22 protein-coding genes and 2 pseudogenes are annotated in these 20,906 nt (G+C 56.2%); 8 read left to right on the top strand and 16 right to left on the bottom strand.

Annotated features, from left to right (window positions below; genetic code table 11):
- Positions 1 to 68: 68 nt before the first annotated feature.
- The 3 genes from INS80_RS00230 to INS80_RS19185 form a co-directional block, all read right to left on the bottom strand.
- Entirely contained in the window at positions 69 to 1,358 is a 1,290-nt protein-coding gene (locus tag INS80_RS00230; protein WP_192963687.1) for an ABC transporter substrate-binding protein, read from the bottom strand.
- Between the two features lie 127 nt (positions 1,359 to 1,485).
- Complete coding sequence (locus INS80_RS00225; RefSeq protein WP_192963686.1) at positions 1,486 to 2,106, bottom strand: pyridoxamine 5'-phosphate oxidase family protein; 621 nt, start codon at positions 2,104 to 2,106, stop codon at positions 1,486 to 1,488.
- A gap of 316 nt (positions 2,107 to 2,422) precedes the next feature.
- Entirely contained in the window at positions 2,423 to 3,193 is a 771-nt protein-coding gene (locus INS80_RS19185; RefSeq protein ID WP_226892489.1) for an IclR family transcriptional regulator, read from the bottom strand.
- 208 nt (positions 3,194 to 3,401) lie between these two features.
- On the opposite strand from INS80_RS19185, the gene INS80_RS00210 reads away from it, so the two are divergent.
- Positions 3,402 to 4,604, top strand: coding sequence for an amidase (locus INS80_RS00210; protein WP_192963734.1), 1,203 nt, complete (start codon positions 3,402 to 3,404; stop codon positions 4,602 to 4,604).
- Here INS80_RS00210 and INS80_RS00205 read toward each other — a convergent pair.
- The 4 genes and pseudogenes from INS80_RS00205 to INS80_RS00190 form a co-directional block, all read right to left on the bottom strand.
- Positions 4,584 to 4,928, bottom strand: coding sequence for a nitrile hydratase accessory protein (locus tag INS80_RS00205; RefSeq protein ID WP_192963685.1), 345 nt, complete (start codon positions 4,926 to 4,928; stop codon positions 4,584 to 4,586). The two genes, INS80_RS00210 and INS80_RS00205, sit on opposite strands and share 21 nt — an antisense overlap.
- Entirely contained in the window at positions 4,921 to 5,586 is a 666-nt protein-coding gene (nthB, locus tag INS80_RS00200) for a nitrile hydratase subunit beta (RefSeq protein WP_192963684.1), read from the bottom strand. Before nthB ends, INS80_RS00205 begins: the two co-directional genes overlap by 8 nt.
- A complete protein-coding gene (gene nthA, locus INS80_RS00195) occupies positions 5,583 to 6,206 on the bottom strand; it encodes a nitrile hydratase subunit alpha (protein ID WP_192963683.1) in 624 nt (207 codons plus the stop codon). Before nthA ends, nthB begins: the two co-directional genes overlap by 4 nt.
- A gap of 412 nt (positions 6,207 to 6,618) precedes the next feature.
- Positions 6,619 to 7,200, bottom strand: a pseudogene (locus INS80_RS00190) (IS3 family transposase); the annotation flags it as partial.
- Positions 7,201 to 7,284: 84 nt separating this feature from the next.
- Here INS80_RS00190 and INS80_RS19525 point away from each other — a divergent pair.
- From INS80_RS19525 to INS80_RS00160, 7 genes and pseudogenes are all read left to right on the top strand, one after another.
- Positions 7,285 to 7,420, top strand: a pseudogene (locus INS80_RS19525) (transposase); the annotation flags it as partial.
- A 29-nt stretch (positions 7,421 to 7,449) separates the two neighbouring features.
- Positions 7,450 to 7,629: a hypothetical protein gene (locus INS80_RS19520; RefSeq protein ID WP_192963681.1), complete on the top strand. Its 180-nt coding sequence runs from the start codon at positions 7,450 to 7,452 to the stop codon at positions 7,627 to 7,629.
- A gap of 47 nt (positions 7,630 to 7,676) precedes the next feature.
- The gene (locus tag INS80_RS19515) at positions 7,677 to 7,808 is read left to right on the top strand and encodes a hypothetical protein (RefSeq protein WP_439650922.1); all 132 of its coding nucleotides are present in this window, start codon (positions 7,677 to 7,679) and stop codon (positions 7,806 to 7,808) included.
- A 96-nt stretch (positions 7,809 to 7,904) separates the two neighbouring features.
- Positions 7,905 to 8,891, top strand: coding sequence for an ATPase, T2SS/T4P/T4SS family (locus INS80_RS00175; protein ID WP_192963680.1), 987 nt, complete (start codon positions 7,905 to 7,907; stop codon positions 8,889 to 8,891).
- Positions 8,888 to 9,076 carry a hypothetical protein gene (locus INS80_RS00170; RefSeq protein WP_095589381.1) on the top strand — a complete coding sequence of 63 codons (189 nt, stop codon included), beginning with the start codon at positions 8,888 to 8,890 and terminating at the stop codon, positions 9,074 to 9,076. The genes INS80_RS00175 and INS80_RS00170 overlap by 4 nt, the downstream gene beginning before the upstream one ends.
- Positions 9,073 to 9,477 (top strand): hypothetical protein, encoded by a 405-nt coding sequence (locus INS80_RS00165; RefSeq protein WP_192963679.1) that lies wholly within the window; start codon positions 9,073 to 9,075, stop codon positions 9,475 to 9,477. Before INS80_RS00170 ends, INS80_RS00165 begins: the two co-directional genes overlap by 4 nt.
- Positions 9,478 to 9,483: 6 nt before the next feature.
- Positions 9,484 to 10,563 carry a TrbL/VirB6 family protein gene (locus INS80_RS00160; protein ID WP_192963678.1) on the top strand — a complete coding sequence of 360 codons (1,080 nt, stop codon included), beginning with the start codon at positions 9,484 to 9,486 and terminating at the stop codon, positions 10,561 to 10,563.
- Positions 10,564 to 10,808: 245 nt separating this feature from the next.
- Here INS80_RS00160 and INS80_RS00155 read toward each other — a convergent pair whose 3' ends face one another.
- The 9 genes from INS80_RS00155 to INS80_RS00115 form a co-directional block, all read right to left on the bottom strand.
- Positions 10,809 to 12,812 carry an ATP-binding protein gene (locus tag INS80_RS00155; RefSeq protein WP_192963677.1) on the bottom strand — a complete coding sequence of 668 codons (2,004 nt, stop codon included), beginning with the start codon at positions 12,810 to 12,812 and terminating at the stop codon, positions 10,809 to 10,811.
- A complete protein-coding gene (locus tag INS80_RS00150) occupies positions 12,809 to 15,595 on the bottom strand; it encodes an Eco57I restriction-modification methylase domain-containing protein (protein WP_369411342.1) in 2,787 nt (928 codons plus the stop codon). Before INS80_RS00150 ends, INS80_RS00155 begins: the two co-directional genes overlap by 4 nt.
- Positions 15,596 to 15,700: 105 nt before the next feature.
- A complete protein-coding gene (gene istB, locus INS80_RS00145) occupies positions 15,701 to 16,492 on the bottom strand; it encodes an IS21-like element helper ATPase IstB (protein ID WP_050687164.1) in 792 nt (263 codons plus the stop codon).
- Positions 16,482 to 18,011 (bottom strand): IS21 family transposase, encoded by a 1,530-nt coding sequence (gene istA / locus INS80_RS00140; RefSeq protein ID WP_110732346.1) that lies wholly within the window; start codon positions 18,009 to 18,011, stop codon positions 16,482 to 16,484. The genes istB and istA overlap by 11 nt, the downstream gene beginning before the upstream one ends.
- 107 nt (positions 18,012 to 18,118) lie before the next feature.
- The gene (locus INS80_RS00135) at positions 18,119 to 18,538 is read right to left on the bottom strand and encodes a hypothetical protein (RefSeq protein ID WP_226892488.1); all 420 of its coding nucleotides are present in this window, start codon (positions 18,536 to 18,538) and stop codon (positions 18,119 to 18,121) included.
- A gap of 155 nt (positions 18,539 to 18,693) precedes the next feature.
- Positions 18,694 to 19,422, bottom strand: a complete 729-nt coding sequence (locus INS80_RS00130) for a DUF736 family protein (RefSeq protein WP_192963676.1) — start codon at positions 19,420 to 19,422, stop codon at positions 18,694 to 18,696.
- Positions 19,423 to 19,546: 124 nt separating this feature from the next.
- Positions 19,547 to 19,849 carry a hypothetical protein gene (locus INS80_RS00125; protein ID WP_192963675.1) on the bottom strand — a complete coding sequence of 101 codons (303 nt, stop codon included), beginning with the start codon at positions 19,847 to 19,849 and terminating at the stop codon, positions 19,547 to 19,549.
- 100 nt (positions 19,850 to 19,949) lie between these two features.
- Positions 19,950 to 20,411, bottom strand: coding sequence for a DUF6915 family protein (locus INS80_RS00120; RefSeq protein ID WP_192963674.1), 462 nt, complete (start codon positions 20,409 to 20,411; stop codon positions 19,950 to 19,952).
- Position 20,412: 1 nt separating this feature from the next.
- Positions 20,413 to 20,799 carry a DUF6878 family protein gene (locus INS80_RS00115; RefSeq protein WP_192963673.1) on the bottom strand — a complete coding sequence of 129 codons (387 nt, stop codon included), beginning with the start codon at positions 20,797 to 20,799 and terminating at the stop codon, positions 20,413 to 20,415.
- Between the last annotated feature and the right edge of the window lie 107 nt (positions 20,800 to 20,906).

Genomic DNA, 20,906 nt, shown 5'->3' with positions numbered 1-20,906 from the left:
GACTGGTAACCCGGCAAGTTGGTCGGAAATGGCTGACATCTGTCTGCCAGCCATCTCTCTCGGGAAGTTTATTCGCAGACAGCTCCTTCAAAGCCACCTTTGATCCAATCAACTGAGCCAACATTGGCTGGCGGGTTCACACAGCCAGCGCTGTAGGTACGAACATTCTCGACCGTTCCTTTGCCTGATGCTGCATCGAACTTATATGTGCCGTATGCAGTGGCGGTAATCGCCTGGTGACCATTGGCGAGCGACATGTTCACTTCTCCAGACATCGACTCAAATGTCAGGCCAGCCAAGGCACCGCGAATGACTTCAGGGTCTGACGAGTTTGACTGATCAGCAGCGGCTTTGATGGCCAAAATGGATTGCGCCATTTGATAGGCCGGGCTCACAGGTTCGGTTCCGAAGCGATCAAAATATGCCTTCTGGAACCATTCAGCCAATTCGGTCTCTGGTGCGTAAGGACCATTGAGGCCGCGCGCGCCGATGATAGTGCCGTCTGGAATTTGCGCTCCCAGGCGCGGGATCGCCGTATCGGAAGATGTCAGCACCACTTGGCTGCGCCCGAACAAACCACGACCGGACCCTTGGATGATCAGCGCTTCGAGATCACCGCCCCAGAAGGAAGAATGGACAACATCCGGTTTGGCGTTCAACAAAGCAGAAATTTCTGAACCGTATTGGCCAGCGAAGATCTTCGGAAATTGTGTTTCCGTTTCTGTGACAGAGTCTTTGAGCGACGCAACGGACAAAGAAAAGTCGCGCCAGCTGTCCTGACCCCATGCGTAGTTCTGATTGATACCACCAATCGTGCTCACATCACCCATGGTTTCGACCACGTATCGCGCTGCTGCGACGTTATCCATGGTCGCATGGCTGAGTGTGCGGAACAGATATTGTGGTTCTGTCACGATCTCTTCGAAGATTTGCGGCGTTCCACAAATTGAGAAGACGGTGAGTGTTTTTAGCTTCTCAGCTTCAGGTGCAATCGCTTTACAGCTTCCAGACGATGCATAGCCGACGATCGCATCGACACCGTCTTTTTCGACAAGTTTGACGAAATCAGCGTTCTTTTGCTTTGAGTTTTCGTCGATCACGACGGTCGAAATCTGGGCTCCACCAATGCCAGCTGTGTTGTAAGGCGCCGGAAGTGTTCCTGCATTTGCAGCATCAATAATGAGTTCTGCCGCGTTTCTGGCTGGAATGCCGAACGGGCCGGCTGCCGGACCAGATAGAAATGAGACGACACCGACTTTGAAGGTTTCTTCCTGGGCAGTTGAAGGCGCAGCACCGATCGCCGTGGTTAGCAACATTGCTGAAGCCAATGTGCTCATTTTTTTCATTGTTTTGTTCATGAAAGGACTCCCTGATTTTTCAGTTTTGATTGGATCTATAGTGAGCGGATCGCCACCAGGTCTGGACCGCCAGAAGCGGCTGAGTTGAGTTTTCGACATGTGTCGGCGGAACTGAGCGGGTGAATGTTCATTCGTTAGCATCCACACGATGAGGATCGGTTTTTGGCAGCCCGTGCCGGATGTAATCGCGTGTCTTCCACTCTGGTGGAGGCGGCACACCCTGGCCTTCACGGGGCACATGCGGGGACGGTAATCCCTCAGCGAGGTTGGGAAGGTAACGCGGGCAATTTGGATAGATTTCGCATCCGATCCTGACCACAAACTTGGCCCCGTAGTGCCTGGACAGCGACGCCTCATCATCGTGGATGGATGCGACACCGTTGATGCGTATGCGACGGCTTTTTCCATCAAACTTGGCGAAGAGAAGCGCAATGTTTGGATTTTTACGAATGTTGCCGAGGGTCCGGTACATCGAGTTCCCGTCATATTCGGGATATTCGAGGGTGTTGTCGTCGACGACTTTTACAAAACCGGGATCGCCGGATTTGATGTTGCAATCGACGTAGTCGTCCCAAGTCGAGGCGATGAAAAAGAACGGCGCTTGAGAGATCATCTCAATCTCGTCATCCCAGAAGGCATAGTGCTTGCGATGTTTTTCGATCGCTTCTGCCGTTCGTCGTCCGTCATGCATGTCCTGGAAGTGACGCATGCCTTCATGGAAAAATGGACGGTTCCATGCCTCACTCATTCAGCTTTTTCTCCCTGCGGCACACAGGACGGGTCCGTCCATGATCGCGTTGTTCATCTATATTCGATATTTCGAATTTCGTTCTGTATATAGAATATTAAACAATGATTAATGTCAAGCGCGCGTTGAGAGCGTTGCTATTTGACTGTTTTTAATGACTTTTTTTGGGGGGTTAGCGCACAGACTCACGCGGCATGTTCGCTAGCTTATGTGAGAGTGAGGAAAAACAGCACGTCAAACAGATCGACACGGCGCTCGTTTGAGGCGGCGTCGTTCGACAGGAAACGGGACTTTGAATGGAGATCTGAGATTGTGTTTATGTGACCAAATCTGCGAAGCTGGACAGGCGAGCCGCCAGATTTTTGATGGCTTCAATTGCCTCGAGGGATACCGCGTCGGTCACATTGTCTTCATGCAATGAGATGGAAACGCCTGCGACGGCTTCACCGGAGGGTTTAGCAACGAGCGCCCCATAAGAAATCATGTTTGGCGCGGTGCCTTTGATCTCTTGCGAATAGCCGTTTTGGCGAACCTGCTGCAGAATTTTTAATAGTTCACTGCGAAATTTGGGATGGGCCTTGGTTACTTGCGGAATCTCTTCAGCTGGGTAAAGCTCACAGACTTCGTCGTCCGTAAGATTGGCCAAAAGCGCACGACCGGAGGCCATGCAACAAGCAGGCAAGCGCGTACCAGGCCGGAACTTAATTCCGAAGGGTCGAGGGCTGTTTCGCGTGGCGATGAAGAAAACATCAGGGCCTTCCAGGACTGTGAGCGTTGCCCCGTTTGTGCGAATGAGCTCGTTTTCTTCACAGGCTTTGTTGAAATGTTCAACGATCTCATAGCTTTTGATTTTCGAACTGGCGAGATCGAGAACCTTCAGTGTCAAATGAAACGAGCCGTCGCTCTGCTTTTCGAGGTAGCCTTCCTGCAAGAGCGTGGTGCAAATTGAATGGGCCGAGCTCATAGCGATACCCATATGATTTGATATTGTTGTCAGATTCTGGGGTTTTGTGCTTTTGGCGATGAATTCCAGCAGGTGCAATCCTCTGCTGAGTGCCGGTGCGGGGCTCTTTTTGGGACTTTTCATTTTTTGTTCTCTTTCCAGTCCCTTAGGCAGGTCGCAGGATTATTATTCAGTATATCGAATTCTTATCCTTGTCGGAGATCAAAAGCAATCTAATCATGAACGATCATCAGGCCGTGGACGGGGGCATAAGCGGGAAACGGCTTGCCACTTCGCGATAAAGAATGATATTCGATATACTGAACATTAACACACAACAAGGAGCTGAGTTATCGCCCCTCAATCCCGAGGCCATGAGCTGAACGCGTGGTGTGACTACCCTCCGGTCAGCGTCGATTATGCTGGAAGCGGTCCGCTCTCTGGAACCACTTTGGCTGTGAAAGACGTGTTTCCTGTAGAGGGTTATCCAAATGGGTGGGGTCAGCCAAGCCGACTGGCGGAAGCGCCAATTGATCGCGAAACGCATATTGAGGTGCAACGACTGCTAAATGCGGGCGCTGTATGCGTCGGGAAGAGTCAGTGCGAGGAACTGTGCTATTCGCTGATGGGGTCAAACAAACATTATGGGCAACCGGTCAACAGCCGCGCCCCCGACAGATTGACGGGCGGATCATCTTCTGGGTCTGCCTCCCTTGTGGCAGCCGGCGCGGTTGACATGGCAACGGCCACGGACACGGCCGGCTCCATCCGGGCCCCGGCATCCTTTTGTGGATTGATTGGGCTCAGACCCACCCATGGTGTTCTGTCCCTCGATAAAGCCATGCCGCTTGCCCCAAGCTTTGATTGTTTTGGTTGGTATGCAAAAGATGCGCAAACCTATTCCATGGTCGCTGATGTGCTACTGGGTCCGCCAGTGCCCGCCAAACTGACCCGTCTGTTGACCTTTGACCCTTTCAACACGCTTCTGTCCGGACCTCAGGAGCGACGCGTATTTGAGGTCGGGGCACAGAAGGTGACACAGCATTTCCAGGTGACAAAGACCCTCACATCGCTTGGGTTCTCGTTTGAAGAGGCCTCACGTATTTTCATCACGCATCAGTCTTATGAGGCTTGGCAAAGTTTGGGCCCCTGGGTCAGTCGCGTGAATCCTGATCTTGATGATGCGATCAAGGAGCGGTTTCGATTTGGGTCAACCATCACGCATGACGATTTTTTGGATGTCGCAACGCAAAGATCAGCAATTGAAGAGGCGCTTGAGACCATACTTGGCGAAGATGGCGTTTTGTTGCTGCCGACTGTGCCCAGCTGCGCGCCTTTGAAGACCAGCAATGCATCGGAACTTCAAGCTTTTCGCTTGCAGATGATACAATTGCTCTGTCTTTCAGGTCTTGCCAGACTGCCTCAAATCACATTGCCCTTAATGAGCGTTGATAACGCGCCCTTCGGCATCAGCCTGCTTGGCCCGAAAGGATCAGATCGAGAATTGGTTTCGCTCGGTGAGCAAATTATGACGTCACACAGTGTCGCCAGCTGAGAGGACGATTGCCTCTCCATGTGGCGTGGCTTTGGCGGCTCGGTGCCAGGCGGCTTCACATTCAATTAGTTTTTGGCCGGTGGTGAGTTTTTTGGCCACCACAATTTTCTCCAGAGCGACAAGCCAGTGTTCATAATACGAGCGTTCCAGACCTGAATGGATCTCGGCGGACAGCGTGTCGGCCCACTCGTTCCAACCAAAGAGTCCATTTTGGTGCAGATTGACAGCCATTGCAAAAGCTTGCGCCTCCCAAGGCTCGTTGAAGACGGGCTCATCTTCTTTTAGCGCGATATCTGGGAGGCGTTTCAGATCAAGATCAGTCATCGGAAATACTCATATAAGGCTCCCACAAGTCGAGCGTGATTGTATCGATCTCATTGCCTTGAGCGCCCCATAGGGCGTGTGATGAGAACGTCACTTGGTATAGCCAATGGGGGTGCTCTCCCAAACCTTGACTGTTCATGTCTGGCAGAACGTGAAACCCATGTATCTTTGTGATGATGCCTTGCTTATTGCGGGCATAGCTCGGCAGGCGCGTATGGGTTTGCGGAAGATCGCTGATGGTCCTGACAGATTGACCGATTTCAAATTGAGGACGCCCCTCAGGTTTTCGATCCGCAGGCTCACCGGCGAATAGAACCGCTTGAACATCGCCTGCGGCAAGCATGCGCTTAACGGCTATGGGTGGTTCCATGGCTTTGGCCGCGTCAATCTCAGCATCGCTGACCATCCCGCGTTCTTTCATCAACTTGATCGCGGCCTCAAGCCAAATCTGATAATAGTTTGCGGTGAGATAAAAGGGTTTTGGCAAGGTCTCGCGTGCGCTGCGCGACATATCCAGGTTCCACAGTCCGCAGGCTCCCAAAGCAATCACGATCCCCATGGCGCGTGCTTCCCAATCGGCATGGAACACGGGTTCGTTTTCTTCCTGGCCAATGGCTCCAAAGCCCCTGACGCCGCCCAGATCGGCAGCGCTGCTCATGAAAGGGATCCAGCGTTAAGCGCAAACTCTGTTCCGATCATCGAATTTCTTGTGACGAGCGTTGCCAGCTTTTGCGCGTCCCACCCCTCAGTGCCGTCAGGACGTTGCGGAACCACGAGATACCGCATCTCAGAGGTGGAATCATGGACTTCAATTTTCCGGTTTGCAGGTATTATGGTTCCAAATTCCTCAAGGACCTTTCGCGGCTCTTTGACTACACGGGAGCGGTAAGGAGGTGACTTGTACCATGTCGGCGGCAGACCAAGTACTGACCATGGATAACAGGAGCACAGGGTGCAAACGACAACATGGTGCACCTCTTCGGAATTGAAGACCGCCTCGATATGTTCTCCTTGGCGTGATGTATAACCAAGAGAGTGGATTGCTGCCGTGGAATCTGACTTCAACCAATCCATGAAATCAGGCTCAGTCCAAGCTTTGGCAATCACATGAGCCCCGTTTTGAGGTCCGATTTTCGTTTGGTAAGTCTGTACGATTTCATCAACCGCTGCAGGGTCTATGTAGCCTTTTTCACTGAGAACGCTCTCCAAGGCGCGCACCCGTCCCTCGGTTTCAGTCAGGTGTGAATGATGGCTGTGCTTGTGATCATGATCTGACATCGTGAAGTGATTACCGCTGGTTTCAATTTATCTTTTATTCCATATTATTCTATATAATGAAGCATATTCAATATCAAGAATTTCACTTTGGGTGTTTTCAACGTCAGATCGCAACCGGGACATGGTCATGACGGGCAGGGTAACTCTTCTACGCAAGCCATCTGTGGCATTCGAGGACCAAGATCAAAGGTGGACTTGTAGAAAGTAACGGTCAGAAAGGACGAATGATTGTGAAACGCCATCGTTTCACGGTAAGCGGTGCGCCGGTCACACGGGGCTGACATAATTCCAGGGCAGTAACGCGTTGATGTCTGCTTGTTTATGCCCTCGTGCAATGGCCATCAGGACGTCGGACAGATAGCTGTCATGGTCATGAACCGCGCCGGGTTTGCCGGAGGCTGATTTGTCTTAGTTACGCGGCCATGTCAGATTTTTCCATAGCTGCATAGAAGTTTGCCTCGGCTTCAGCTGGCGGGATATTTCCAATAGGTTCGAGCAGGCGTCTGTTATTGAACCAATCGACCCACTCCAATGTCGCGTATTCCACAGCATCGAAGCTGCGCCACGGTCCACGCCGGTAAATGACTTCTGCCTTGAACAGCCCATTGATCGTCTCGGCCAGCGCATTGTCGTAACTGTCCCCGACACTACCGACAGACGGTTCGATCCCAGCTTCCGCCAGTCGTTCCGTGTAGCGAATGGACAGGTATTGCGACCCGCGATCGGAATGATGTGTCAGGCCGGACCCAGGTTGGCGTTGATGTACCGCCTGTTCTAACGCATCGAGGACAAACCCGGCGGTCGCCGTGCGGCTGACACGCCAGCCAACAATGCGACGGGCGAAGACATCGATGACAAAGGCGACATAGACGAAGCCTTGCCACGTCGCGACATAGGTGAAGTCGCTCACCCACAGCATGTTTGGCGCTGGCGCATGGAACTGGCGGTTCACCTTGTCCAGGGGACACGGCAGCGCCTTGTCTGGGATCGTTGAGAGGTGGCCCGACAAATCTGAACAGTCGAGTTAGGTGGATTTTCCGCTTTTGATCCGGCAGCGAGCCGGGACGAAGGAGCGAACATGGCAAGACGACCCAGACGGAACCACAGCCCTGCTTTCAAGGCGAAAGTCGCATTGGCAGCCTTGAAGGGCGACAAAACGATGAGCGAACTGGCGACGCAGTTTGACGTTCACCCCAACCAGATCAAGCAGTGGAGTGAGGAGGAACAGAAAACCATCCGGTGAATGGTTTTCCCGACGAACCAGCTCGTCGACGGCGTGGCGGATGTTTTCGACGACAAGCCGAAGGCGTCGAAAGAGCCCGAGATCGACATCAAATCGTTGCATGCGAAGATTGGCCAGCTGACGCTGGAAAATGATTTTTTGGGATTGAAGAGGGACCGTGGCCCCGGTGGGGCCGCGTAAGCCCGATGAAAGCTCGCCAAGGCCGGTCTGTTGGGGAGCGCAAAGAAATGACCAACCGTGACCACAAGCTGAGCCTCACGCGTCAGGCCGATCTGCTCGGGATCAGCCGCGGCAGTCTCTATTACGAGCCGCGTCCCACCAGTGATGATGATCTCAAACTGATGCGTCGGATAGTGTGATTGGCGATTACCTTTCGATCGGCCCCGTTATCTATGTCGACCAAGGCGCGCGCGTCACGGTCATGGTCGACCGAGATCTGGAGATTTTCTGAGCCCATGTCGCTGAGCTATCTCCAGACCTCACTCGACCGGATCGATGCCGCCGCCCGCGACGATGTCATCGAGATCTGCATCAACCCTGACGGGACCTGCTGGGGAGAATTCCACGGCGATCATTTCATGCGGGTGCTGGACCAGAAGCTGACCGCCACGGAGGTCAAAGACCTCGGCAACCAGGTCGCCTCCTCCGCCAACACAACGTTGAGCAAGGACCGCCCGATCGTCTCGGTCTCGATCACCTACAAGGGCCGCCCGATCCGGGCTCAGGTCATCACCCCTCCCGCCGTGCTCTCGGCCATGTCGATCAGTCTTCGGTTTTTTTCTAGCCTGCCGCTTGAAGGCATTGCGCTAGATTTCCTCTTTGGCAAGGAGCGTAAGCTCGAAGAGCTCCGCCTCGAGAAAACCCGCGAACTGCGAGAGGTCGTGGCGTCCGGCGTGATCGACGATGCGCTGGCCTTCTGCGTCGACAACAAGCTCAACATGATCGTCTCTGGCGGCACCTCCACCGGCAAGACCGTCGCCGCGCGGAAGATCCTCGCCCACGTGCCTGCCGAGGAACGCATCGTCACCATCGAGGAAGCCGCCGAGCTTCTGCCGACCCAGCCGAATGCCGTGACCCTGATTGCCAACCGCGACGCGGAGTTCCAGACCGCCGATGTCTTGCTCACTGCCACGCTGCGCATGCGCCCCGACCGGATCATCCTGGGCGAGGTGCGCGGCAAGGAGGCCATGACCTTCCTCGAGGCGATTAACACGGGCCATGGCGGGTCCATGACCACGCTTCACGCCGAAACACCGCAGCTCGCCGTGCAGCGTCTGGCCATCGCAGCGCTTAAGACCGAGATCCCGATGACCTATGCCGACATGATCCAATACATAGAGAATTCCATCGACGTGATCATCCAGGCCGGTCGCCACGATGGCAGGCGCGGCATCACCGAATTCTACCTACCCGGCGCAACCGAGATCGGAGCTTCCCAATGAAGACCTTTGAGTACGACATTCTGTTTTTCCAGGTGAAGAAACAAAAGGACTATGACGCGATGCGAAGCGCCTTGAATGAGCGCGGCGCAGAGGGATGGGAAGTCATTACAGCTGAAGCCGGTGACTACGGCTATACCACGTTCTTGAAGCGTGAATCTTTGGCGACGAAGGTGGCTTCAGAATGATGCGGGTCGTTGCGTCAGCAGGCCTGCTCGTCGTTCTCTGCGCAACCGCTGGCGTTGCTGAACGGAACCTGATCCCAACGCTCGATAACCAGCCAGATGTCTGTCCCGACCAGCCTCCAGAGCCGCAGTGGATGCAAGACATCGCTGTACGCGAGTCCCACAAGCGGCTCCTGATCCAACAGATCTATCGGGCGCAGAGCATGCAACGCATCGTTGAAGCCCAAAGCTGTGAATGTCCAACGTGGTATCCGACTTGGGAGGCAGCTGAAGGCGTCTACTTCGAGCATTTCGCCGCATCTGAATACTGGGACATCGTGGAAGCGACGTCAGAATACCGACGACAGGCGAATGAGCTTCGGCGCGAAGCCATGCCAATCTGCCAAGCCGCTGGAAACTGGTAGGGCTCCATGAGTGTCGTCACCTACTTCGTCGAAACGGCTGAAGGCTATCTCAATACCGCTGCAGAGACACAATTCGGGGCGGTCGCCGCAACTGTGGGAACGATGCTCGTACTCGGCACCACGCTCGTGGTCATTCTGGTTTTCATCAACACGATCTACCAGTATCGCGCCATGGACGGGCGCACGGCCTTCTGGCTCGCCGTGAAAGTCGGGCTGATAGGCGCATTTGCAACCAACTGGGTGCAGTTCAACATCCTTGCTGCGGCGATCCTAAATGGGATCGACAGCATTGCCGGATCGCTCGTGGCCTCAGTCGGCGGCGGATCACCGGGCCCATCCGGTACCTTCGCAGAGGAGTTCGATGACCTGATCGCGGCGCTCGGGGACTATTTGAATGCTGCGGGGTCTGAACTGAACTGGATGGCCGGTGCCCTGTTGGACACCCTGGGGGTTTTGCTGCTCTCGATCCTCGGTGGCTTGGCGGCGTTCATCGTCGTTGCGTCAAGGCTCATGATCGCTCTGCTGATCGGGATTGCACCGATCATGATCTTCCTGACCCTTTTTGAAGTGACCAAGGATTATTTCGCGCGCTGGCTATCGGCGCTGATTTCCTTTGCGATGTACCCTATCGTCGTGGCCGGCGTGTTCGCGACCATCACGGGTGTCTCGCGTGCGCTTCTTGCTGAGCTAGGCGACCCGGAAGGCGCCTCCAACATCGGCGCGCTCATCCCCTTCTTCATGATGGTGCTCATGGCAAAGGGCTTCATCATAGCAACGCCATTCCTGGTTCGGGCGATTTCCGGAAACATCATGATGCCAGCGCTCTCTGCTGGCTTCGGTGGCAGCTATGCCTTTGCTCGAGGGCTTGCAGGAAGCCAGCAAGTCTACAACCGGTACGCCATCGGAGGTGCGACAGGCGCAGAATATGCAGCTCTGCGCGCGCGCCAATTCTTTGGTGTGCAAGCGTTGCCAAGCCGACCCAATACTGCTGGTGGTCCAACCGCAGCTACGTCCAGCGACGGGACCGGCACAGGAGCCCGAATGCTGGCGCAGCTTTCAAGGTTGGGTCGTCTCGGCAGGCGGTGACGGCCCAATCCCGACACTTACCTACCAGTCAAATTGCTGCTTTTGCAGCCTACAAAGCCGACATTTGTGCGCAGCGGATCGTTCGTGCCAAGAAGCGGTCAAACCCCGATCAGAGCCTCCCGCGTTCAAAGTCAGCGTTTCTTTTCACAAATTCCGATCGTGAATTGTGCACGCTCTAAGCCATTGAGGGTACCAGTTTCGAGTGAGTGTGCAAAAGTCTTGATTTTTGCACGCACCCGTGGAGATCAGTCGATGCCAAGCTTGTGGAAGAAGACACTGTTGCGCATCTCAGCGTCTCGCAGCACCTTGTCCCAGCTCAAAACCTCCATGTAGAGGTTGTTATTCCCAAACCACTTAAACCATCCCCCGCCGTCAGGCATGGGCGTGAAGTCCTTCTCCATCTTCAGCCACTCTTTGACCTTTTCGGTGATTTCACACATGACGTAGCCATAGAACGGCGTGTTATCAGCAACTTGGATTTGGCGTCCTTTGGGGGTCTTGAATTTGCCCTTCTTGACGTTGTTCACATACCGGATGATCTGCTGCACTGGGTCTTCCTTCGATGACGGGTTCACAAAGTCATCGCGCCCCGGCTTCTTGAACTCGAAGACGGTGATCGGATTGCTCGCCTCGTTATCCCCCCTGAACAGCACTGGCTTGTCAAACACCAACAAGTCCGGGCGCTCAGTCGCGCCGCCATCCAACGGCTTGTCTGAGCTTACGAAATTCGTGAAGTTGAGCCGTTCGTCGATAATCCAAAGATTGTGATCCTCGTATGCTGTCGCGGCCGTATCGCCCTTTCGAGGGAATATGATGTCGTGGACGGTTCCCTCGGACGGGTATTTTTGGTCGTCGGTAAGCTCGAAGCTTTTCCCGAAGAGCGTCAGCACATGCTTTCGCAGCGCAATATAGTGGATTAGGTCATTGCGACTGGTTTTCGATATCTGATCCAAGATTTTCGGTAGGCCATCTTTAAGCCCCTCCGCGTCCGTTTCGCTGAGCATCTTGTTGACTTGCTGGCGGATGGATACTTCCTGGGAGAATTTTTCTTTCTGAAAGACCGTCTCAATTTGCTCTGGGGTCGGGTTATAGGGCATCGACGACAGGTCGATATCCTCTGCGATCGTCCGGTGCCAGGGCGCTGAATCCTCTACATAGCTGCGAACCTGAGTGCGTTTCTTTTCCTGACGTGCGGTGATCGTATCACCAAGCGCATCGCGCGCGATTTGCGCGGCTGCCTGCTCGATCTCAGCCTGTGAGATGGGATGAAGCAGGTCGTCGCCCTTGGGAAAGTCGAAACCGCCCCGCTCAAGTGACACGTTGGCATCGAGATACGGGCCGAAGACATAGGCCTTAACGATGTAGTTGCGATCTCTTTCTTCGCCCTCAGATGATCCTTCTTCAAAAAATTCATCCACAAATTCTGGCACAAAGCTATGGATCGCAGTGTCCGTGACCTCTCGGCGGTCGGCAACCAAGCTGATCTTGCTCTTCTGGTTTCGCGGCGAGTAGAGCTTGAACACGCGAACCTGAAATTTCTGCTCCTTGTCCCCTGAACCGAGGACGATATCCCCCTCTTGGAGCGGAATCTCCTTGATCATCGCAGCAAGCTGATTGCTGACAAAATTGTTGAGAATGATCCGCCCCGTTCCGTCTTCCTCGGCGATCCCGATCTCGGGACACCGATAGTCGGCGTCGATGAAGTACGGCAGAAGCCGCTCCACCAGTGTCCGAGCAATCGTCTTGATTTTCTTGTCGGGAAACGCGCGCTTGACCTTGTGCATGGTGACACGGGAACCGATGTCGCCGTCAGGACAGTCTTCAATACTTTCGTTGACGATGATGTCGGTTTGCTTGCCCATCTTAAAGGCGCGCTTTTTCCGTCCCTCTTCGTGCTCGAAAACGCTCTCGATGAGTAAATCGTCGAAGTATTTCAGACAGGTGAAGCGTCCGAAACCCTTCCCGCCCTGTGCGATCTTGTGATCCGAGTAAAGGGTATCAAATGAATCCCTGTTCTCGTCGTTAAAGCCGATGCCGTTGTCGATGACAGTGAAGCTTTCGACGGGCGGCTGACCGCCCTCAAGTTCCTGCTGGTTCGACCGCTTCACCAGAATATCAACGCGGCCCGCTTCAGGCGATGTGGCCTCGATCGCCTGGATAGCGTTCACGATGGTTTCGACAAGCGGGGTGTAAACATTTGTCCCAGAACGGATATTCTCGACGGCGCGTCTGACATTGACGTTGCTCATAGCTTGATCTCCGCGTCGGGGTTTCCGGCAGCGAGCGCGTTCATGTAGGCGAGGCAGAGCTCGCAAGAGCGGTATTTGCCACCATAGGCGGCTTTCTCTTCACGCTCGACGATCGGGAAGGTCGAGTAGATGTAGCGGATGTCGTCGCGGTCGGTGATGCCATAGAGATGGAAGAAGACGGCATCGAGCTTGGCGCGCAGGACAAGGCGGCGCTCTTCATCCCAGGTGAAGGGGGGCTTCACGTTTCCAGCCTTGTCCACATAGCCCATATCCCGCGCAAACGGTTCCATGTCATGGGCGGTGTAGGTGAGCTCAAGAACCGCCTCTCGCACGATTTGAGCGGCGGTTTTAGAGCCAAACTGGCGCTCATTGAAGCGCTCGGGCGCGATGACGGGCAGTTGTTCGACAATGAACCAGTTGATGTTTTGTCCCTGCACCTTCTGGCGCATCACAAAATCAAACGGCGTTGAGTTGATATTGCCCAACATCAAACTGGCGGCTCCCCGGAAAACCTCTTTTCCGTTCTTCTCAGGCAGCAAAATGCCCATTGAATTGCCGACGCCGCATCGAGGTAGAGCCGCTGCGATCATGGTTCGCATGTTCGTGGGCGCGGTGATCATCTTGTAGCTGATGCACCATGAGAACCCGAGTGCGTCAGTCAACTCGCCTGTGTTCACCCAAAACTGTGGATCAGGAACCCAGTCGGGGTTGGCTTTTAGCTCTTCTGTGGCGGGCACGGGCTGCGCGGGGCGGTGCTGGTTTTCAGGGTTCACCACCACATTGGCGGCGCGATGATCATAAGCTTGCACCATCTTGCCTTCATAAAGTGGCAGCCAGTTGCCCGAGGCGCTTCCGAAGGTATTGCCGCCCAAGGGATAGGCCGACTCCTGCTCTTCCAACTCCTTGCGGGTGCGGAACAAACCGGAGTCGTTCGTCATGTGGAACATGGTCGCGTACTTCACCGGCCAGGCTTTGACGGCATCGCCGCCTGATCGGTCCACGAGGATCGGAGCAGCGGCGTAGATCGCCTTGGTCAGCTCGGCATCCCGGCGTGAGCGAAAGATCGGCGCAGTGCCAGTGTTGGGGTTCACGCGGGCGAAATCCTCGGCGCTCAGCGTGAAGCAACGCTCTGGGTCCGACAACTCGGCGATATTGTGCAGATAGAACGCCAGTTTGGCTTCGTCCGGTGTTTCGGTCGGGCTGGCAACAAACGCGCAGAATTTGAACGACGCGTGAACGTGGGGAAAGAACACCTTCTTGTTCTCGAAATCATAAAGCGCCTTCAGCCGCCCCTCAGTCGCCACCCCCTTGAAGAACGGTGCGGCGGTTTTGTCGGACGCGATGCCCGAGGGTACGATCAACCCTGTAAGCCCTGTGGGCTGCACCAGCGTCATGGCGCGTTCGACAAAGAGCGAATAAAGGTTCACGTCCCCGCCGGAAAGCAAGGGATAGTCGCCGCCCTTTCGCGCCATGCGCGTTCCGGCCTCGGCCCTCTCGGATGCCTTGGCGTAATTCTGCGCGAGCGGGTCGCCTTCCTTTTCGAGCGCGGTAATCATCTTCTTGCGATCCGACGCTCTTTGAGCTTTCGCAATCTCGGGGCGGCGCTCCGCAAACCACTCGACCTGCTGAAGCTTCATCCGATCCCATGGCGGGTTGCCGACTACGGCATGAAACCCGCCGGTCAACTCGTCTTCTTCCCAATCGGACCAAATGCCTGGGAAGGTCACTTGCCAGTTGAGGAAGTTTTCTTCCGCGATCAGAATGCGCGCCTGGCCAAGTATCTCGGCAAAGCGCTGTCCCTCTTCGCGTTTGGTCTTGGGCTCCTTCTTGCCCATGGCGATGTCGAGCGGATCGCCAAACTGACCATCGAAGAATATTTTGAGCGCGGCTTTGTCTGCCTTATCCTTGATGTCGAGCCAGTCGATCGCATGGATCAGCTTCAAGAGCGCGTCGAGCGGCGCGGTCATGTCCTCGATCTCGGCAAACACGTCTGCCGATCGGTGCGCCTCGGCAATCTCGGCGTCTGTCAGCCCCTCGACGATCTGCATCTTGGATGCCGCGCGCAGGGCACGCTTCATCGGCTCGTGCAGCAAGAGCGGCGTGCCATAGGTCGCAGCCTTGTCGATGCCCTTCTTCACCCAGGAGCCGAAAAGGCTGTCACCACAGCGAAGATGGTGGTCGAGGAAGGACAACGGCGCGCCCACGGTGAAGGTGTGCAGCCACAGCGCCACCTTCGCGAGCTCCACAGCCATCGGGTTCTTGTCTACGCCGTAGATGCAGCGTTTGAGCACCATGCGGCGGATGATGTGCCGGTCGTCGAGCTGTTCCTCGTCGATCGTCCAGTCGCGTTCATCGGCATTGGCCAGGATGGTGTTGCGGATCGTGTCGATTCTCTCGCCAAGCGGGGAAATGTAGTCCCCCCATTCCTCAGGCGCATCGAGCTCGGCCTCGGCCATGGCGGCGATCACCTGGTCAGCCATGAAGTCAACGAGGCTCACAAGGAAATGGCCAGAACCCATAGCCGGGTCGCAGATTTTCAGGTCAAGAAGCGCGGTTGCAGGATCGAGGCGTTTGAGCTGCCCGATCTTGCGATGATCGGGCAAGTCCCCCTGCCCTAGCTCTGCGATCTTGTCCCTGAAGGCGCGTTTGCGCTCTTCGACAAGCGGCTCAAGGGTCTCGGTCAGGATGAGCTGCACCAAGTCGTCGGGCGTGTAATAGCTGCCCGATCCCTTGCGCGCAAAGATGTTCGGCTGAACGGTGATGTCGTCGCCGTCGCGTGTCACCTCGTATTCGAGAAGTCGCTCATAGATCGAGCCTGTTGATTGTCACTGAGAACTGACCCGGTATTTTCACCGAGATTTGACCCACCCTCAGTTATGCGTCGTGGTTTATGACGCGGTCAATGTTTTGGCCTCCTTTCGTGTTTTTTTTGCAGCCTCAGCGCTGGCCTTGAAGCGGTAGCTGTCGTTTCCGGTTTCGAGGATGTGGCAGCGGTGAGTCAGCCTATCGAGGAGCGCGGTTGTCATCTTTGCATCCCCGAAGACCTGCGCCCATTCTGAGAAGCTGAGGTTTGTGGTGATGATGACGCTGGTGCGCTCGTAGAGCTTGCTGAGCAGATGGAAGAGCAGCGCCCCGCCAGATGAACTGAACGGCAGGTAGCCGAGTTCGTCCAAGATGACCAAGTCGACCTTCGTCAGCATCTCAGCCAGTTTCCCTGCCTTACCAAGCGCCTTCTCCTGCTCCAGCGCGTTGACCAATTCCACGGTCGAGAAGAAGCGCACCTTACGCCGGTGATGTTCGATGGCTTGGACGCCGATTGCTGTGGCTGTGTGGCTCTTGCCCGTTCCGGGACCGCCGATCAAAACGACATTCTCGGCCGCTTCGATAAACTCGCATCGGTGTAGCTGCCGCACTGTCGCTTCGTTGATCTCACTCGATGCAAAGTCGAAGCCCGTCAGATCCTTGTATGCGGGGAAGCGGGCGACCTTCGTGTGGTAGGCGATGGACCGTACCTCGCGTTCGGCGATCTCGGCCTTGAGCAGCTGTGACAGCATTGGTGTGGCAGCTTCGAACGCTGGCGCGCCCTGGGCGACCAAGTCTTCAATCGCATTTGCCATGCCATAGAGCTTAAGACTGCGCAGCATGATGACGATAGAGGCTCCTGCTGGGTCATGACGCATGGCGCTTCTCCTCAGTCTGTCGCAACCCGTCATAGCGACCGACGTTGGCCACTGGCGTTGTCTGCAATGCCAGTGCGTCCGGCGGATCGACCTCGGGGTGATCTGTCGGTCTGCGGTCGATCAATCGATGCAACAGGTTCAGGATGTGCGTCTTGGTGGGGACGCCTGCTTCAAGTGCCAGCTCCACTGCACACAAAACGTCCTCTTCGTTGTGCTGAAGGACCAAAGACAGAATGTCGACCATCTCTCGGTCACCGCCTTCTTTACGCAGCATGTGATCCTGCAATTGACGGAAGGCATCCGGCATCTCCGTGAACGGCGCACCATTCCGAAGTGCGCCCGGTTTGCGTTGGATAACAGCGAGATAGTGGCGCCAGTCATAGATGACCTTGCCGGGCTTGCGATGAGACCGCTCGATGATCCGCGCATGCTTGCAAACCGTTTGCCCTTCAGCGACCACGATCAGCCGTTCGGGATAGACATGCAAACTGACACGGCGGTTCGCAAAGCTGGCGGGAACGCTGTAGCGATTGCGTTCGAAAGTGATCAGGCATGTGGGTGACACACGCTTACTGTGTTCGATAAAGCCATCGAATGCCGGCGGCAGTGCCATCAGCGTAGGCTTCTCGGCCTCCCACACGTCAGCGATGGACCCCGGCAAAGCCTTGTGCGGCGTCTCTGTCCAAAGGGCGATACAGCGATCTTCAAGCCATTGGTTCAGCTCTGCCAGATCGGCGCAGACCGGCATGACCTGCCACATGCGGTTGCGCGCATCCTGCACGTTCTTCTCAACCTGGCCTTTCTCCCAACCGGCCGCCGGATTGCAGAACTCGGGCTCAAACACGTAGTGGCTGGCCATAGCCTTGAAGCGTGCATTGACGTCCCGCTGCTTGCCTTTGCCCACACGATCAACGGCGGTCTTCATATTGTCATAGATCCCGCGACCAGGCACACCGCCGAACACGCGGAATGCATGCCAGTGGGCGTCAAACAGCATCTCGTGCGTTTGCAGCGGGTAGGCCCGCACCAAGAAAGCGCGGCTGTGCGATAGCTTGATATGAGCGACCTGAAGTTTGACGCGCTCACCGCCGATGTTGGCCCAGTCCTCGCTCCAATCGAATTGGAAGGCTTCGCCGGGCGCGAACACCAAAGGCACGTAGGTGCCGCGCCCCGTCGTCTGTTCCGCTCGATGCCGATCTTCACGCCATGCCCGGGCGAAAGCTGCCACGCGTTCATAGGAACCATTATATCCCAGCTTCACAAGATCAGCATGCATTTGCTTCACTGTCCGCCGCTCTTTGCGTGACTTCCGCGTCTGGATTAAAAGCCAGGCTGACAGCCGATCCGCGTAGGGGTCCAGCTTGCTTGGACGCTTGGGCGTCTTGAACTGCGGTTCCACCGCACCTTCACGCAGATACTTCTTGATCGTGTTCCGAGACAAACCCGTCCGCCGGGCAATCTCCCTGATTGGCATTTTGTCACGCAATGCCCAGCGTCGAATGACACTCAAAAATCCCATGTCGATCACTCCTAATCCCCCCAACCAAAACCGTCGGGGAAGTGTGTTCACATGGGTCAATTCTCAGTGACAATTTATAGGGCTACCGGGTCAGTTCTCAGTGACAATCAACAGTCTTGGACTGTCATGTCTTTCAGCGAAGAGGACAGCGCCATGAATAGCTCATCCTCGCTGATCGCAGCGGCACGGTGCATGGCGTCCGCGTAAAATGATGGATCGTTCAGAACCTGCTCGCTCAGGGGCATCCGCGCGAGGTTCTCTTCCGGGATCGCCATGAAGATCGTGTCCTGGAGGTCGGTCAGATACGCACGCCGCGATGTGGACACCGGCTTTCCCGCCGCCTTGGCCTCCAGATATGCCTGCCTTGTCCTGTCGAGCTTTGCCATTGCATGGGTCATGATGACATCACGCTGTCGTTCAGGCAGCGCAAATCCAGTGCAACGCTCGATATGAGCAAGAAGCTCTTCAACCTCTGCGTCTACATCAAAGCTCTCGAACCACGGAGCTTTTCCCAGTCTCGCTACCATGTGCCCACCCTCGACCATTCAATAATATATTATCGTATATCATATTCAGCAGATCGCAAGCAGATGTGTGCGTCGTGCAGCCAGACATGGAAAAAGGGGAACCGTGGTCCCACGGCTCCCCTTTGGGCTCAGATCGTCTCCCCCTCGCTCGCCGATTAGGCGACCAAGGAGAGCCCCACGCTCGCGTCCTGCGCCTGATCGCCGCTGTCGATGAACGGGATGATCGAGAAGGTCTGGCCGCCGCGCTGCTCTTCGTTCTGGACGGCGTTGACGCGCAGGTCGCCATCGGGCGTGTTGATCATAAGCGACAGGTAGTCATTGCCCGTGCGGCTGCTTTTGGCCATCCAGGCCGAGCCAACGCGGATCGGCGTGCCCCGGGGCGAGCTGACCTCGATCCGGTAATCGGGGTGGGTCTCCTCGGTCTTGTAGCTGTTCTCGATCAGGATGAACTCCAGATCGAACATCATGTTGGCGATGTAGCCGGTGAAGGCGTTGTCGGCGTCCATGGCGGTGAGCTCGCCCGAGATCGAGCCGGATTTCATCAGGCCGTTCGAGACCAGAGGGATGATCTCGAACGCGCCACTCTGGGCCGTGCGCGCCTCTTTCGTCTGCACCGCGTTGACCCGGAAGGGGCCGAGGCCGACATCGATCTGCATCGAGATGTAGGGGTTGCCGCTGGTATTGCCGGTTTCGTTCCAGGCCGTGCCGATGCGCACCTTGCGACCGGACTTGTTGATCGCCGTCACGTCATAATCCGGGCTGCGCGCGGACATCTTGGCCCGTGCCTCCAACTGGATGGCGATGTCAAAGCGCGTCGAATGGATCATGCCGGTGTATTCGGCGGCTGCGGTCTCGACATTGCGGGTGAGGGTTCCTGCGAACATGGGATGGTTCCTTTTGGATTGGCCGGTGTCTGACGTCCTTGCCAGCGCATCCGGGATTGCTTTCTCGACCCCTTGAGGGATCACAAATCAGAAAGCCTGCTTTCCTTTCAGCCCCGCCCACGGGTCAGAGCTGCCGTCCGAGTGGGAATGCCCCCGCGCCTCCTGGTGCTACGCCCCTCCCCTGCCCGTCTGGTCTTGATTGGCTGCCCGGATTTTCCGCGCTGTCCTCCGATCGCGCGATGAAGAACTCCGCCTCTTTGCCATTCAACCGTTGCCCTTCCCGGTCGGTCAGACCGATGCAGCTACCGTTCGGCACATAGGTGATGAGGTACTGACCGAGCCGGTCCTTGTGGACAATGTAGCCGGTATTGGCCCAATGCACGGTCTGGCCGGCATCGACGGCCGCCTTGATTTCATCGAGTGTCATGTGACCCTCCTCAAGTAGAATGGTGGGGAAACGACGCAAGAAGCCCGATCTTCCAACCGGGCTTCCGTGCGGCATTCAATTGGCAAAAAGCCGGGTCCTGTCAGGCACTCTGCGCCACTTGCATCGCGCGCGCCGCCATCCAATCTTTCAGGCCAAGAACCGTTCGTCCGGCGGCGACCTCGGAGGCCCAGGCAACCCTTGGATCACCGCAGGGCTCCCCGCTGAGGTGCTGCTCGATATGGCCATTGGCCATCCATGGCTCAGGCTGTATGCGTCGCAGCCAGTCCGCCATGCTCGGGATACGGCCCTGGCAGTCTTCGCGGATATGCTGCTCGCCGATCCAACGCACGGGAATGTCCCGACCCGCGCTATTGGTCAGGGTCAAGCCGAAGACACGCTCCGCTTCGAACAGGCCTTGGGCATGGTGACGCAAGGCGCGGTGCGTGAAAAGCGCGAGGTGCTCTTTCGAGGCGTCAAACCAATCGTGCACAGCCTGATAGTCAGACGGCACCCCGCCGAATTTCCGGGCAGAGCTTTCAGCGTGATGAAGCGGATGTGCCATCTCAAAGTCCCTCGACATAGCTGTGCGAGCATTCGACATAGCGGTCGGCATGATCCAAGGTGATACTGTCGGCGGTGATGTCCCAGGACAGCGTGCCGTAGCCGCCCTCGTTGTTTTCGAACCCCGGGTGATGGTGATAGGCGAGCGACCAGGCGAAATCGCCAACTTCTGTGACAAGCGGCTCCGGCAGGTTGACCTCTGCAGGCTGCACCGTCACATCCTCGACATTGCCAGAGTCGCCATAGCCTTCGTATTCGGCGGTGACCTCGTTGATGCCAAGCGCGCGCAATTGCGCGATCAGTTCCGCTCGGGTTGCTTTCAGGGTGGTTTCGCGCTCGGCGCGCCACTGAGCCGCCATTGCGGCATAGTCGATCTGGGGATTGGTCATGGGTCTGTCCTCTTGTCAGAAGTTGGGGGGCCAGGCGTCGCATTGGTCAGCGCGGGCCCGGAAAGCGCAGACCGGCCAAACCCCGATCCGCGACGCCCGACCCAAAG

The organism is Phycobacter azelaicus, assembly GCF_014884385.1.
In the GTDB taxonomy this organism is placed as follows: domain Bacteria; phylum Pseudomonadota; class Alphaproteobacteria; order Rhodobacterales; family Rhodobacteraceae; genus Phycobacter; species Phycobacter azelaicus.
The sequence above is the reverse complement of the archived record's forward strand: the minus strand, read 5'-3'. Positions and strand labels throughout refer to the sequence as shown.

Excerpts from the sequence above, each read along its gene's own strand:
- INS80_RS00160 (WP_192963678.1), top strand. The coding sequence starts at position 9,484 with ATGAGTGTCGTCACCTACTTCGTCGAAACGGCTGAAGGCTATCTCAAT.
- INS80_RS00115 (WP_192963673.1), bottom strand. The coding sequence starts at position 20,799 with ATGACCAATCCCCAGATCGACTATGCCGCAATGGCGGCTCAGTGGCGC.
- INS80_RS00165 (WP_192963679.1), top strand. The coding sequence starts at position 9,073 with ATGATGCGGGTCGTTGCGTCAGCAGGCCTGCTCGTCGTTCTCTGCGCA.
- INS80_RS00175 (WP_192963680.1), top strand. The coding sequence starts at position 7,905 with ATGTCGCTGAGCTATCTCCAGACCTCACTCGACCGGATCGATGCCGCC.
- istA (WP_110732346.1), bottom strand. The coding sequence starts at position 18,011 with ATGGGATTTTTGAGTGTCATTCGACGCTGGGCATTGCGTGACAAAATG.
- INS80_RS19515 (WP_439650922.1), top strand. The coding sequence starts at position 7,677 with ATGACCAACCGTGACCACAAGCTGAGCCTCACGCGTCAGGCCGATCTG.
- INS80_RS19520 (WP_192963681.1), top strand. The coding sequence starts at position 7,450 with ATGGTTTTCCCGACGAACCAGCTCGTCGACGGCGTGGCGGATGTTTTC.
- INS80_RS00130 (WP_192963676.1), bottom strand. The coding sequence starts at position 19,422 with ATGTTCGCAGGAACCCTCACCCGCAATGTCGAGACCGCAGCCGCCGAA.
- INS80_RS00230 (WP_192963687.1), bottom strand. The coding sequence starts at position 1,358 with ATGAACAAAACAATGAAAAAAATGAGCACATTGGCTTCAGCAATGTTG.
- INS80_RS00135 (WP_226892488.1), bottom strand. The coding sequence starts at position 18,538 with ATGGTAGCGAGACTGGGAAAAGCTCCGTGGTTCGAGAGCTTTGATGTA.
- INS80_RS00205 (WP_192963685.1), bottom strand. The coding sequence starts at position 4,928 with ATGACTGATCTTGATCTGAAACGCCTCCCAGATATCGCGCTAAAAGAA.
- nthB (WP_192963684.1), bottom strand. The coding sequence starts at position 5,586 with ATGAGCAGCGCTGCCGATCTGGGCGGCGTCAGGGGCTTTGGAGCCATT.
- INS80_RS00125 (WP_192963675.1), bottom strand. The coding sequence starts at position 19,849 with ATGACACTCGATGAAATCAAGGCGGCCGTCGATGCCGGCCAGACCGTG.
- INS80_RS00120 (WP_192963674.1), bottom strand. The coding sequence starts at position 20,411 with ATGGCACATCCGCTTCATCACGCTGAAAGCTCTGCCCGGAAATTCGGC.
- istB (WP_050687164.1), bottom strand. The coding sequence starts at position 16,492 with ATGCGTCATGACCCAGCAGGAGCCTCTATCGTCATCATGCTGCGCAGT.
- nthA (WP_192963683.1), bottom strand. The coding sequence starts at position 6,206 with ATGTCAGATCATGATCACAAGCACAGCCATCATTCACACCTGACTGAA.
- INS80_RS00170 (WP_095589381.1), top strand. The coding sequence starts at position 8,888 with ATGAAGACCTTTGAGTACGACATTCTGTTTTTCCAGGTGAAGAAACAA.
- INS80_RS00155 (WP_192963677.1), bottom strand. The coding sequence starts at position 12,812 with ATGAGCAACGTCAATGTCAGACGCGCCGTCGAGAATATCCGTTCTGGG.
- INS80_RS19185 (WP_226892489.1), bottom strand. The coding sequence starts at position 3,193 with ATGAAAAGTCCCAAAAAGAGCCCCGCACCGGCACTCAGCAGAGGATTG.
- INS80_RS00225 (WP_192963686.1), bottom strand. The coding sequence starts at position 2,106 with ATGAGTGAGGCATGGAACCGTCCATTTTTCCATGAAGGCATGCGTCAC.